The sequence below is a fragment of the Ekhidna sp. genome, from assembly GCF_965227465.1.
Classification (GTDB): Bacteria; Bacteroidota; Bacteroidia; order Cytophagales; family Cyclobacteriaceae; genus Ekhidna.
On the sequence record NZ_OZ245746.1, the window covers coordinates 1738266 to 1751784 of the forward strand.

Annotated in this window: 11 protein-coding genes; 10 read left to right on the top strand and 1 reads right to left on the bottom strand. The window is 40.3% G+C overall.

Annotation, left to right across the window (positions count from 1 at the left end):
- Position 1 precedes the first annotated feature (1 nt).
- The 3 genes from ACO05G_RS07720 (at position 2) to ACO05G_RS07730 (ending at position 4461) form a co-directional block, all read left to right on the top strand.
- Positions 2-2368, top strand: coding sequence for a TonB-dependent receptor (locus ACO05G_RS07720; RefSeq protein ID WP_421765436.1), 2367 nt, complete (start codon positions 2-4; stop codon positions 2366-2368).
- 45 nt (positions 2369-2413) lie between these two features.
- Positions 2414-2998, top strand: a complete 585-nt coding sequence (locus ACO05G_RS07725; protein WP_348282321.1) for a penicillin-binding protein activator LpoB — start codon at positions 2414-2416, stop codon at positions 2996-2998.
- 71 nt (positions 2999-3069) lie between these two features.
- Positions 3070-4461 carry a COG3014 family protein gene (locus ACO05G_RS07730; RefSeq protein WP_421765437.1) on the top strand — a complete coding sequence of 464 codons (1392 nt, stop codon included), beginning with the start codon at positions 3070-3072 and terminating at the stop codon, positions 4459-4461.
- Here the strand turns inward: ACO05G_RS07730 and ACO05G_RS07735 are convergent.
- Complete coding sequence (locus tag ACO05G_RS07735; RefSeq protein WP_421765438.1) at positions 4458-4751, bottom strand: thiamine-binding protein; 294 nt, start codon at positions 4749-4751, stop codon at positions 4458-4460. The two genes, ACO05G_RS07730 and ACO05G_RS07735, sit on opposite strands and share 4 nt — an antisense overlap.
- A gap of 105 nt (positions 4752-4856) precedes the next feature.
- Here ACO05G_RS07735 and ACO05G_RS07740 point away from each other — a divergent pair, with 105 nt between their 5' ends.
- The 7 genes from ACO05G_RS07740 to ACO05G_RS07770 all read left to right on the top strand — a co-directional run bounded on the left by ACO05G_RS07740 (position 4857) and on the right by ACO05G_RS07770 (position 13463).
- Complete coding sequence (locus ACO05G_RS07740; protein WP_421765439.1) at positions 4857-5468, top strand: hypothetical protein; 612 nt, start codon at positions 4857-4859, stop codon at positions 5466-5468.
- Positions 5469-5499: 31 nt separating this feature from the next.
- On the top strand, positions 5500-6456 hold the full coding sequence (locus tag ACO05G_RS07745) for an FKBP-type peptidyl-prolyl cis-trans isomerase (RefSeq protein WP_421765440.1): 957 nt from the start codon (positions 5500-5502) through the stop codon (positions 6454-6456).
- Positions 6457-6530: 74 nt separating this feature from the next.
- Positions 6531-7568, top strand: coding sequence for a hypothetical protein (locus tag ACO05G_RS07750; protein WP_421765441.1), 1038 nt, complete (start codon positions 6531-6533; stop codon positions 7566-7568).
- A 107-nt stretch (positions 7569-7675) separates the two neighbouring features.
- Complete coding sequence (gyrA, locus tag ACO05G_RS07755; RefSeq protein WP_421765442.1) at positions 7676-10216, top strand: DNA gyrase subunit A; 2541 nt, start codon at positions 7676-7678, stop codon at positions 10214-10216.
- 15 nt (positions 10217-10231) lie between these two features.
- Positions 10232-11377, top strand: a complete 1146-nt coding sequence (locus ACO05G_RS07760) for a tetratricopeptide repeat protein (RefSeq protein ID WP_421765443.1) — start codon at positions 10232-10234, stop codon at positions 11375-11377.
- 193 nt (positions 11378-11570) lie between these two features.
- Positions 11571-11639 carry a hypothetical protein gene (locus tag ACO05G_RS07765; RefSeq protein WP_421765709.1) on the top strand — a complete coding sequence of 23 codons (69 nt, stop codon included), beginning with the start codon at positions 11571-11573 and terminating at the stop codon, positions 11637-11639.
- A gap of 108 nt (positions 11640-11747) precedes the next feature.
- Complete coding sequence (locus ACO05G_RS07770) at positions 11748-13463, top strand: SulP family inorganic anion transporter (protein WP_421765444.1); 1716 nt, start codon at positions 11748-11750, stop codon at positions 13461-13463.
- Positions 13464-13519 lie beyond the last annotated feature (56 nt).

Genomic DNA, 13519 nt, shown 5'->3' on the forward strand with positions numbered 1-13519 from the left:
ATTGAGAGCCCTAATCTTCTCAGGTTTCATTTTATTAGTTCATCTCGTTTTTGCTCAAAAAGCAATCATTGAAGGTCAGATTGTTGACCAGGATAACCTGCCAATTCCAGCAGTAAATATTTCCATTAAGTCAGATAGATCCATAGGCACTATTTCAAACATAGATGGCTATTTTTTATTGGAACTGGATTCCGGGACTTACGATATCATCTTCTCGCATGTTCAATATGGTAGGCACGAACTCCCAAACATTCCCACCGGAATTAGTGATTTCATTGTAACACTTAAACCTGAAGCCACTCAACTTGACGATGTAGAGGTTGAAGGTCAAAGAGAACGTGATGCAATTGATCCTGCTGCCAAAATCGATGCAAAGTCTGCACAGAACTTACCTTCCGCTTTTGGTGATTTTAATAAAGTCCTCCTAACACTTCCAGGTGTCGCGGGAAATAATGAGCTCTCATCTGCATACAATGTCAGAGGTGGAAATTTTGATGAAAATCTGGTTTATGTAAACGATATTCCAGTATACAGACCTTTTCTTGCCAATGCAGGAAGGCAGGAGGGGTTGAGTTTCGTGAATTCTGACCTGGTCGGGGATATCAACTTCTATGCAGGAGGTTGGGAGGCAAGATATGGAGATAAGCTATCCTCATCCTTAAATATCGATTACAAAGAACCGGAATCATTGGAGGGCAGCATCAATTTTGGACTATTGGGAGGTTCTGCCTACATCGGGGACCGTTTTAGTAACAACACGCAATACCTTTTTGGAGCCAGACACAGAGACTCCAGGTACCTGTTAAACACCTTGGAAACAGACGGACAATACTTGCCTTCATATACCGATGTTCAGGGATTTTTCACCTTTGATCTGACTGGAAAAAATAGCGAACAATATAATAGAACCAAGCTCAATTGGTTACTCTCATATGGGCGTAATAGATATTTAACTCTTCCAGCCTCTCAAGTGACTGAGTTTGGATCTGTGTCTCAAAACCTACGAATTCAAACCGCTTTTGAAGGACGTGAAATGCTTGATTATGATACCTATCAAAGCGGTATTAATCTATCGCATAGGTGGTCAAATAAGTTCTTGAGTCGATGGATCGTCTCTGGTGTATACACCTCTGAACGAGAAAACTATAACGTAGAAGGTGCTTATCGAATTTGCGATGTAGATAATAATCCCGGGTCTAACAGTTTTAATGAATGTGTGGTAGTCAGGGGAGTAGGCAGAAACTTTGATTATGGTAGAAACAAGCTTGAGGCCCAGATTTATAACGCGGAATGGAGAAATGAATATCTCTTATCGGACTGGTCTGTACTTGAAGCGGGTTTGGGATATAATAAGAACATTATCAATGATGAGTTAAATGAATATGCATTTTTAGATTCAGCCGGTTTTGTCAATTTGAATGAAAGCACTTTTAATCAGCTTGATCTTGAGACTACCACATTGACAGGATATGCTCAAGCAACCATATTCTCAAAGGACTCTATGCACGCATTAAATATTGGAGCAAGAGTTAATCATTTAGATTATAACAACGAAACGCTTTTTAGTCCGCGATTGATTTATCGACTGAAACCAGACTGGGAAAAAGAGACCTCATTTCGAATATCCATTGGAAAATACAGCCAGCCACCCTTTTACCGGGAGTTAAGAAACTTGGCAGGAGATATTCAGGATAATGTCAAAGCACAACAATCCATTCATATCATTGCAGCTATGGAACGGATTTTCACCTGGTGGAATAGACCATTCCTGTTTACGACAGAAACGTATTACAAGTCAATGAAAAATGTAATCCCTTACGATATTGACAATGTAAGACTGAGATACTTTGCGAATAATGACGCAGAAGCCTATGCCTACGGATTTGATTTTAGAATCAATGGAGAGTTTATACCGGGCACCCAATCCTGGTTTAGCCTGGGGATTTTGAATACCAAAGAAGACATTGCTGAGGATGATAAAGATTATATCAGAAGACCAACAGATCAGCGAATTAATTTGGCATTTTACTTCGAAGATCACCTGGCAACTGATCCCACCATGAGAGTTTATGTGAATACTGTGTTTGGTTCAGGGTATCCACTCGGACCTCCAAATGAAATAAATGCAAGAAATATTTTTTCCGGTGATGAATATTATCGGGTAGATATGGGACTATCCAAATCATTTGAATTAAAGAATCATAAATACCTGAAAACCTTTTGGTTAAGGGCAGAAGTATTAAACGTCTTAGGTGCCGATAACACCCTCTCTTATTCATGGATTCAGGATGTAACCGGGGCTCAATTGGCCATTCCTAATTCATTATCGGCAAGGTTTTTGAATTTCAGAATCTCAGCGGACTTTTAGGTGATTGTTTCACCTATCTTTGTTTCACCATAATATCAATTGAAAATGAAAAAAATCACTCAATTATCCATGATTGTGCTAGCGGTAATAGCACTGGCATCATGCAATAGACAAGTAACACGAATCAACCCTGATCAACAGGTAGACCTCAGTGGCAGATGGAATGACACAGATTCGAAACTTGTTGCTGAAGAAATGATTCAGGACGTCACAGGTCGTCCATGGCATAATAATTTCAGAGAAGGAAATAATAGAAAGCCAGTAATCATTGTGGGTTACATCAAGAATAAGAGTTCGGAGCACATTGAATCCGAAACTTTCATCAAGGACATAGAAAAAGAATTTATCAATTCCGGGTTCGTCAGAGTGGTTTCAAATGCAGAGTTTAGAGAAAAGCTACGTGAAGAACGAGCAGATCAAAATGAATTTGCTTCACCTGAAACTCAGGCAAAATGGGGTAGAGAGCTTGGTGCCGATTTCATGATGTTTGGAATCATTACAGCTGTAACCGATTCGTATAAGAAAGAAAAAGTGGTTAGCTATAAAGTAAATCTTGAGTTGGTTGATGTCGAAACTAACGAAAAAGTTTGGTTAGGAGACAAAGAAATCAAGAAGTACATTAAGAACTAGTCTATACGGACTGCAGGTCCATTCGGGACTTGCAGCCTTTCTTTATCATTCAACTTTATCACCACTTTCCAATGGTTTCAAGCAAGACCATACGTATTATTCCTATCCTGATTCTGCTTTCAGGTTGCGCATCTTTCTATCAACTTAATTACGAATTCAATAAGAATTTCGAAGAAGGAAATATTGAGGAAGCAGCTAATATTCTGGATCAGAATAAAAAAGCAGCAAGGAGTAAAACTCGGTTCTTGTACTATGCGAACCAAGGCGTTGTAGAACATCTACTTGGCAATTATGAAGAAAGTAATAACTGGCTAGAGCAGGCGTATCTTTTTGGTGAGGACTATCATAAAAACTATTTGAATTTCGCTGCTTCCTACTTCTTAAACCCCAACCTAATTGTATATCCGGGCGAGGATCACGAGCACCTGATGCTCCTGTATTACAAAGCCCTTAATTTCCTTAAGATGGAGGATTATGAGTCTGCATTAGTAGAATGTAGAAGACTCAATCAACGGTTGTTTGAACTCGGGGATAAATACTTATCTGAAAATAAGTACCAGAAAGATGCATTTGTTCATAACCTGATGGGGATTATCTATGATGCTTCGGGCGATTATAACAATGCATTCATCGCTTACAGAAATTCTTACGAAATCTATAAGAATGAATTTGCCGAAATGTTCGCTTTATCCGCACCTGATCAGCTCAAAAAAGATCTGCTAAGAACAGCAACGCTTGCTGGCTTCCCTGAAGAACGGGATAAGTTCAGTGAAGAGTTTGGAATGGAGTATAATGAGCTACCAGTTTCAGAAGGAGGAGAGCTCGTTTTCTTTTGGCATAATGGATTAGCGCCTGTCAAAGACGAATGGTCAATAAATTTTGTTGCAATCAAAGGCGCGGGCGGCCAGGTGTTTTTCCAGAATGACGAATACGGATTAAACTTTCCTTTTTACTACAATGCTGGCGATGATGGAAATGCCAGCATTACGGATCTGACAGGAACCAGAGTAGCTTTCCCAAAATACGTTGAACGGGAGCCTTTCTTCAAACAGGCCAGCTTAGAAATAAATAACTACTACTACCCGCTTGAAAAAGCGGAAGATATCAATGCAATAGCATTTAAAACATTGAACGAAAGGATGTTAGAAGAACTTGGAAAGGGCTTGTTACGGGTAGCACTTAAGAAAACTGTGGAAAAACAAGTTCGAAAAGAAGATGAAACACTCGGCTTTTTAGTTGGTGTTATGAATTTTGCCTCAGAGCAAGCTGATACACGAAACTGGCAAACCATTCCTCATAGCATTCACTATACCAGGGTTCCATTATCTGCAGGTGAAAACGAAATTATACTACACACCGAAGGACCGAGAGGTGAAAACACCAAACCTTTTAATTACGTCGGCAAAAAGGGAAAGACCCAATTTCAAACCTATCAATCATTGGAAAGTACGGTGGCTTTTTAACGATCTAGTCGTTTCTCCTCCATGGTGACATCCCCATCCAAGCGGATATGCATCTTAATGTTGACAAGGAACTCGTTGCAACCGGCATCAACCACGGCTTGCTGGGCTTCCTTCGCAACCTGCTGAAGTACTTCATAAGGGCCTTGCATAACGGTCTCCATCGGAGTGATAACATGCTTTACTCCTGAGTTTTGAATGACTTCTATAGCGGCATCAATTTTATCATACACCTTGTCGTCTCTTGTGAGGGGCACCACCTGTATCCCAAGTTGAATGTCTTTGTCCGTCATGTTACTTTTTTTCGCTAAAATAGAACTTTGAATAATTAGCGCAGGACTTTTCTCTATTTAGTTAAAAGGCTTTATTTTGAGGTCTAATAAATAACCGAAACCTCCATGTTCACCGAGTACGAAATAGAATCAATGATAGAATATCCTGAAGTAAAAGAAGCTACAGTTGCTTTGAAAAAGGATTTCCTTAAAACTGAAGCTCCTTACTTAGAGATAAGCGATGAAGATTTCTTTTCATTGATAGTGATGTCTCCAACAATTGGTATTGCAATGGCTGACGGAAAAATCAGCCTGTTTGAAGAAATGGCATTGAATAAAAAGGCAAGAAAACTTTCAAAAGGAGGCTATTTCATGAAAAAAGATCCGGTTGTATATGCAATGAAGTACCTGATTAAGAACTACTACAATTGGTCAGACAAGTTCATGGATGTACTGAAAGAAACGATTAAAGCAACCTGTAATATTGAAAATGTAGATCAGGATGCAAAAGTAACAGATGGAGATATCGATTATAAAGAGTATAGGGAAGCAGTTCTTCACTCACCTTACCTGTTGATTCGCTTCATTGCTAGCTTTTTCCTGGAAAACGATGAGGACATAATCAATCAAAACCATAAAATCGGTAAGGAAGAATATCAGCGGATGATACTTATCGGAGAAAAGCTTGAATTAAATCGGATTCCTGTTTTTCAAATGTTTTGTAAGACATTTAAATAATCTTATTTCTCTACATACGTTGTTGGTGGTAATGAGTCGGTTAAAGTATACAGGGATACTTCTCGTTGGAGCAATTTTGCTCTCATGCAGCAATGATGATTTTGTGGCAACAACGGCGGATAATGAAATTCAAGCTTGGCTGGATACTACAGGAACAGTCGCTACACGAGATGATGCTACTGGCATTTATTATTATGCTGACTCAGTAAATGCTTCAGGAACTCAAGCCAGCCCCGGAGGTATAGCAGCTATTTACTACACACTTTCAGACCTTGATGGGAATGTGATTGCCTCTCACCAAAGAACGAATGGTGATTCTCTGCTATTCAAAGTTGGTGCATCAGCAGTTTACCCGTTGGGCGCTGATTTTGGAGTCAGCCTAATGAGAGTGGGAGAAATTTATAATTTCATTCTACCTCCAAGCCAGGGGTATGCAGAACTTACTTCAGGAGCAATTGATCAGGATCTAATTGCACTTTTACAAATTCAATTGGTTGCAGTTCATAATGAAGCAGACCTCTTTGCTCAGGAGATTGTGGATATTCAGCAATACATAGATGATAATTTGCTAGACAGTTTAAATCTTAATCCTACGGATTTTACGGTATTCTTCCCTAATAACATAGCGTATAAACGAAGAAGTATTGGAACAGGTAATGTGCCAGTTGCCGGTGATACGGTCGAGGTAGATTATAGCGGAAGATTCATTGATGATACCAATTTTGATACTTCTGAGGGCTTCCGATGGATATTTGGCTCAAACGAACCACGTGAACTACTGTCTGGATTTGAATTTGGAGTGTCACAAATGCAAACAGGTGAACGAGCATTATTTCTGGTCCCGTCAAATGAAGGATATCGGGAAAGTGCGCTGGTAATTCCTGACTTCATTGACTCTGATTTGGTCGAAGATGCAATCATCCCTGATTATGTAACCCGTGTGCCTCCGTATCAAACTCTTTTATTTGAAATCACCCGTGTTGATTAATGCGTTAATTTTGAGATGAATTGCTCGCCTCTATCAAACGATATGGAATTTGTGCTGCCTTGATACTGATAAGTATGCAAGGACTAACTCAGGATATCTATCAGAAATACGATATCTATCGTAACCCTCTGCGTGTACTTCTGAATAAATTCAGCATTACAGCCACTACGGGAATGACATTCACTCAGTACTCTCATCAATTGGAAGGGGTCTATTTTTATCAAAATGCACAAAATCAGTTTATTTTCTCCAATACAATAGAAAACCTGGGAAGTTCTTTTTCAGGGTACACGGACTGGCTCAATGATCCCCAATTGGGATTTGAAACCTCATTGGAGGATCCATTTGATGTGCCTTTTGGTTATCTGGGTAATCCGGTTGGCAATCCACAGCTAGGTGATCAGACATTTTTAATTGATACGGACACTACCAATTTCGGCTTTAAAGGGGTTTCAAGAGGTGTCCCCATCAATCTGATGGTTCACTATGAATTTGAAGACTTCCGGATAGGGGCAGGTTACTCGTATGAGCTTCACTACTTACGAGAAATGGCTCCAACTGCCTATGGAGATCAGGTGCGAAACTATCAGCCGAATATTAAACGCACAAGGTATTCCAGGCTTTATGGAATGGTGGGGTACAAGTTTTACCAATTTTGGAGTTATGATTTTGTAGCAGAATTGCAGGTCGGTCGGATTCGATCCGGCAAGCAGTTTAACTCTGGAGCGATCTCAAGAGGATTATATACCAATTTTGGAATAAGCATTGAAAATAACTGGTCAGAATACTTCCGTGTTATTATACGTCCGAGCGTGGATTTCAAGTCTTATAGCATCAGTATCCCGGATGGTAGCACGGTTTCCTACAAGTATCCTACTTTCTTCATTCAGGCGGGTATAAGTATCAACATCCCTGAAATTCCTCGCTCTCCAATGAAAAGCGATCATGTCCAGTTAAAGCATGTCTATACCAATCCTGTAACGGGTAAAAGAATGGAAGTTAGAGGGCAACCTATTCACAAGCGTCAGAACCCGAAAGTAGGGGAGAATCATCGAAAATTATGGCGTTATAAGCGAAAGAATAAGCGAAAACTGAACCCTACAAAAAATTAACATTCATAAAGATTTTACAGCCAAATTCAATTCGCTCAAACGCAATGATTTCAGCTAGAATTATGCTAAATTGCGGGTTGATTTTGAGCTAACCCTAATAAGCATAAATGGCAGACGGAGATATCGATAACCTATCCTCATCCGAAGAGAATATAATCCCTATAAATATTGAAGAAGAAATGCGTGGAGCGTACATCGATTACTCGATGAGCGTCATCATTTCAAGAGCATTACCAGACGTTAGGGATGGTTTAAAACCTGTTCATCGGAGAATCCTTTATGGGATGGACGAACTAGGTGTAAACTACAACAAGTCCTATAAAAAGTGTGCGAGAATTGTCGGGGATGTGCTGGGTAAGTATCACCCACATGGAGACACTGCGGTTTACGATACGATGGTACGTATGGCTCAGGATTGGTCGATGCGTTATCCACTGGTAGACGGACAAGGAAACTTTGGTTCCGTAGACGGTGATTCACCTGCTGCAATGCGTTACACAGAAGCACGTCTAAGGAGGATTTCCGAAGAGCTGCTGGCAGATATCCGAAAAAATACTGTTGACTATGTTCCCAACTATGATGACAGTACAGAGGAACCAAGCGTATTACCAGCGAAGTTCCCCAATCTCTTAGTAAATGGAGCTAGTGGTATTGCCGTGGGAATGGCAACCAATATGGCACCACACAACCTAACAGAGGTTGTTGATGGAACTGTCGCCTACATCGACAATAATGACATCACCATTGAGGAGCTGATGCAGCATGTAACTGCTCCTGATTTTCCTACAGGTGCTACCATTTATGGTTACCAGGGTGTACGTGCAGCTTTTGAAACAGGTAGAGGAAGAGTGGTTCTTCGAGCTAAAGCCGAATTTGATACAACGAGCACCGGAAGAGAGCAGATCATCGTTACAGAAATCCCTTATCAGGTCAATAAGGCAAACATGATCGAAAAGACAGCTGCCTTAATAAACGATAAAAAAATTGAAGGCATAGCTGATATCAGAGATGAATCGGATAAGGCCGGAATGCGAGTGGTTTATGACCTGAAAAAAGATGCCATTCCTAACATTGTTTTAAATAACCTATATAAACAAACAGCGCTACAGTCTTCATTTAGTGTGAATAATGTAGCACTTGTAAAAGGGAGACCTAAAACCCTTAACCTCAAAGACTTAATAAAGTTTTTCGTTGAACACCGTCATGAGGTAGTCGTCCGGAGAACGCAATACGAATTAGACGAAGCGGAGCGAAGAGCACACATTTTAGAGGGATACTTAATCGCCCTTGACAATTTAGATGAGGTCATTAATTTGATCAGGTCATCCAAAGATCCTGATGAAGCACGCATTGGTCTGATTGAAAAATTTAGTCTTTCAGAAATTCAAGCAAAAGCCATCCTGGACATGCGTCTGCAGCGACTTACCGGTCTTGAAAGAGATAAGATCCAGAAAGAATACGAAGAGATTCAGGCGCTAATTAAAGAATTGAAAGACATCTTAGGCGATGAAAGTCGACGAATGCAGATCATCAAAGATGAGCTACTGGAGATGAAAGAGCGTTATGGGGATGAGCGCAGATCTGATATCGAACACAGTGCGGATGAATTTACTGCTGAAGATATGATTCCGGATGAAGACATGGTGATCACCATTTCTCATCAAGGATATATTAAACGAACACCGCTTGTTGAATACAGAACCCAAGGCAGAGGTGGCGTAGGAAGCCGTGCAGCAAAATCCAAGGACGATGATTTTACCGAACATCTGTTTATTGCCTCTGCACACAATTATCTATTGATTTTCACGGAGTTTGGTAAGGTGTTTTGGATTAAGGTTTGGGAGCTACCAGAAGGAAGCAAAACATCAAAGGGCAGGCCGATACAGAACGTGGTTAATATTGAATCCGATGACAAGGTTCGATCGGTAATCAACGTAAAAACCCTGGAAGACCCTGACTACATCAACAACAACTTCCTGGTAATGTGTACCAAGCGTGGGGTGATCAAGAAAACATCACTTGAGGCTTATAGCAGACCTAGAAGAAACGGAATCAATGCCATCACAATTCGTGAAAATGATAAGTTACTTAATGTGGCGTTGACCGATGGTGATAATCACATTGTGATTGCTTGTAATTCAGGGAGAGCGATTAACTTTCGTGAGTCTGATGTAAGATCCATGGGAAGAATGGCTTCCGGAGTACGTGGAATGAATATTACGGATAAGGAATTCGTAGTTGGTATGGTTTGTGTAGACTACAAAAATCCACCTAATCTTTTAGTCGTTTCTGAAAAAGGATACGGCAAAAGATCCGACCTGGAAGACTACCGTATCACCAAAAGAGGTGGTAAGGGAGTAAAAACACTCAATGTAACAGATAAAACCGGAGAGCTTGTCGCCATTAAAGATGTGATTGACGGGGATGAATTGATGATTATCAATAAATCCGGAATTGCTATTAGGATGTCTGTAGACAACCTAAGAGTGATGGGAAGAGCAACTCAAGGCGTTCGTCTGATAAAACTTAACGATGACGATGAAATCTCCGCTGTTGAAAAAATCTCTAATATTGGAGGTGATGAGGAAATAGAGGGAGGAGAAGAACCTGGAACGGAAAATACTGAAAACCAAAAGGATAACGAATAAACTAAAAAACGAATAATGAGAACATTTTTGACCCTTATGTTAGCGGCTATTTGTGTAGTAGGATACGCGCAGAAAAAGCCGAAAATAAACAAGGCAATTTCTGCCATGGAGAGTGGCGAATTAGCTGAAGCAAAGTCAATCATTGATGAAGCAATTGTTCATGAAAAAACCAAAGATGACCCTAAGACTTGGTTTTACAGAGGACAGATATATGCAACACTTGATACGGCAAATAGTGAACCTGGAGCTATGGAAGAGGCCATTAAAGCCTTTGATAAAGCGCTCGAATTGGATCCAGACCAAAAAGCAATTAATACAGTAGATTTCAATTCAGGGCAGGTAGTTAATGTGGACTCAAAAAAGCTCGGCTGGTATGCTTTTTATTACAATCAGGCCATTGCTGAATATAATGAAGAAAATTTTGCTAATGCAGCTACTAACTTCGAGACTGCATTCTACATAAACCCAAGCGACACAAATGCGATCTTAAATGCAGCTTACGCTGCGGTGGCAGATGGTGATGATGAAAGAGCCAAGGATAACTTCATGAAGACGTACGAAGCAGGAGTGAGAGATAAGACAGTTTTTCTTCAGTTATATAACTACGCTGTTAGAGAAGAACGCTTTGAGGACGGACTGGATATCATCAAAAAAGCGAAAGCAGAATATCCTGAAGACATAGAGATTGCTAAATATGAGATCAACCTTTTAATAGAGCTTAAGCGAACAGAGGAGGCCCAGGAAGGACTTGAGCAGGCAATTGAAGCTGATCCTGAAAATGCAGATTTATATTTCAGCTTAGGTGTATTAAAGGAAGAGACTGGTGATCTGGAGGGAGCATTAGAGAAATACAGAAAAGCCGTAGAAATTGATCCAAATCATTACAACTCCAATTTCAATATTGGTGTAGCGTTATTCAATGGTGCAAATGAGCTGATAAAAGAGCGAAACGCACTCAGCTATAAGGAAGAAAAGAAGAGCAAGGAATTGACCAAAAAGATCAATGCCCAACTGGAAAAAGCATTACCTATTTGGGAAAGACTCTACTCGCTTAAAGTCAACGAAACCGTGCTGGAAACACTGGCTTATATTTACAATAGTCTTGGAATGAATGATAAATCCGAGAAGATGAATGATGAGTTAGATGCATTGAATAATTAATTCGAGAAAAAATTGCTTATTGAGGCCGATCATTTATTGATCGGCTTTTTTGTTTAGTAATATTTAGTGTGCCATGTCCATTACCACTTGTCGCGAAAGGAAAAATTCAAAGGTTAGTAATTTGCCTCTGTAAATACCTATTAGAAACGAAGCAGGTAATGGATCCTACGAGATCATAAAAACACATCACGAGATTGCAAATGACCTTGGGACATCCAGAGTAGTAGTGTCTAGGCTTCTCAAGAAAACTAGAACAAAATGATCAAATCCAACAATTCAGAAATCGGATAGAAATTCTCTAGCATTTTACATGTAACAAATGTTACAGGGCACTATCTTGTATCATGCTACTTTTGGCAGTCACAGAAATATGAAGCGTTTTCTTCCCATACTTGGTTGGTTGCCCAACTATAAAAAAGAGCATCTAAGCGGAGATTTTTTTGCTGGTATCACGGTTGGAATTATGTTAATTCCGCAAGGTATGGCCTACGCCCTTATTGCGGGATTACCACCAGTGTATGGACTGTATGCATCAATTGTCCCTCAGGTTATTTATGCGATACTTGGCACTTCCCGGCAATTGTCCGTCGGGCCGGTAGCCATGGACTCTTTACTTGTTGCTGCAGGAGTTTCTGTGTTAGCTACAGAAGGATCAGACTTCTATATCGCCTTTGCGATTTTACTTGCATTTTTTATGGGGGCCTTTCAGTTCTTGTTGGGCATATTTCGACTGGGGTTTATCACAAACTTGCTTTCCAAACCAGTAATTAGCGGCTTTACTTCAGCTGCCGCATTAATCATTGGTTTCAATCAGCTGAAGTATCTGTTAGGTACAGACATTCAAAAGAGTAATCGCTTTTATGAGGTAATTATCAATGCATTGGATAAAGTCGATGATACCCATCTGATGACATTAATGCTCGGTATTGTTGGTATTGTCATCATCAAAATCTCCAAAAGAATTCATAAAAACATCCCTGGAGCCCTTATAGCAGTAATCATTGGAACAGGATTAGTCTACCTGCTCAACCTTCATTCCGGAGGTGTAAGTATTGTTCAAACCATCCCGGAAGGACTTCCGGCTTTTACTTTGCCCCAGTTCTCTCTTGGACAATTCAATGAGGTACTACCACTTGCTTTTACCATTTCTGTGGTCGCGTTTATGGAAGCATTTTCCGTAGCAAAAGCGATGGAAGCCAAAAATAGGAATCACAAAGTCATTCCAAACCAGGAACTTATCGGTCTTGGAGCTGCGAATGTGGTAGGAGCTCTTTTTCAATCATATCCTGTAACCGGGGGGTTCTCCAGAACAGCTGTTAATCAGCAGGCTGGAGCCAATACTCCACTTGCGTCGATCATTAGTGCCGCTTTGGTAGCTTTGACCCTGATCTTCCTCACGCCACTTTTCTATTACCTACCCCATGCCATTCTCGCTGCAATCATCATGGTAGCAGTCACTAATTTATTCGACTTAGCATATGGTAAAAAGCTGTGGAAGAATAGTAAAAAGGAGTTTTTAGTGCTGCTATTCACTTTTCTGGTAACGCTTAATATTGGGATGGTCATCGGCATAGTCACTGGAATTATCCTATCCATACTGTTATTCCTATACCGTGCTGCATACCCGCATATTGCCCGACTGGGTAGAATTCAGGGTCATCATGAATTTAGAAACATTACCCGATTTAAAGATTTAGAAACCTGGGAAGAACTGGCGATACTACGAATTGATGCCCCACTGAGCTTTATAAATATCCAGGGCATTAATGACTACATCCGCAAACTGCTGTCAGAAGATGATAAAATCAATGAAATCATCATCGACGCTGGCCCAGTTAGCCACCTGGATGCCACAGCAGTGGAAGGGTTGCGAAATTTGATCGATTCATTGAATGAAAAAGGAGTTAGGTTGGTTATTTGTGATGTGATTGGGCCCGTGCGAGACACCATGGTTCAGACAGAACTAACGAAGGTCATTGGTAAAAAGAATCTTTTTCTAAGTCTGAGTGAAGCAGTTGAAAATGCGCTGAGTAATACGAAGGATCCATATAAGAAAGTGACCTTACAAAGCAATGTGAAAACGTAACATTTGTTACAAACATGACCATGAAAGCTTCGTACTTTTGTGGTGTAATTAGTTAA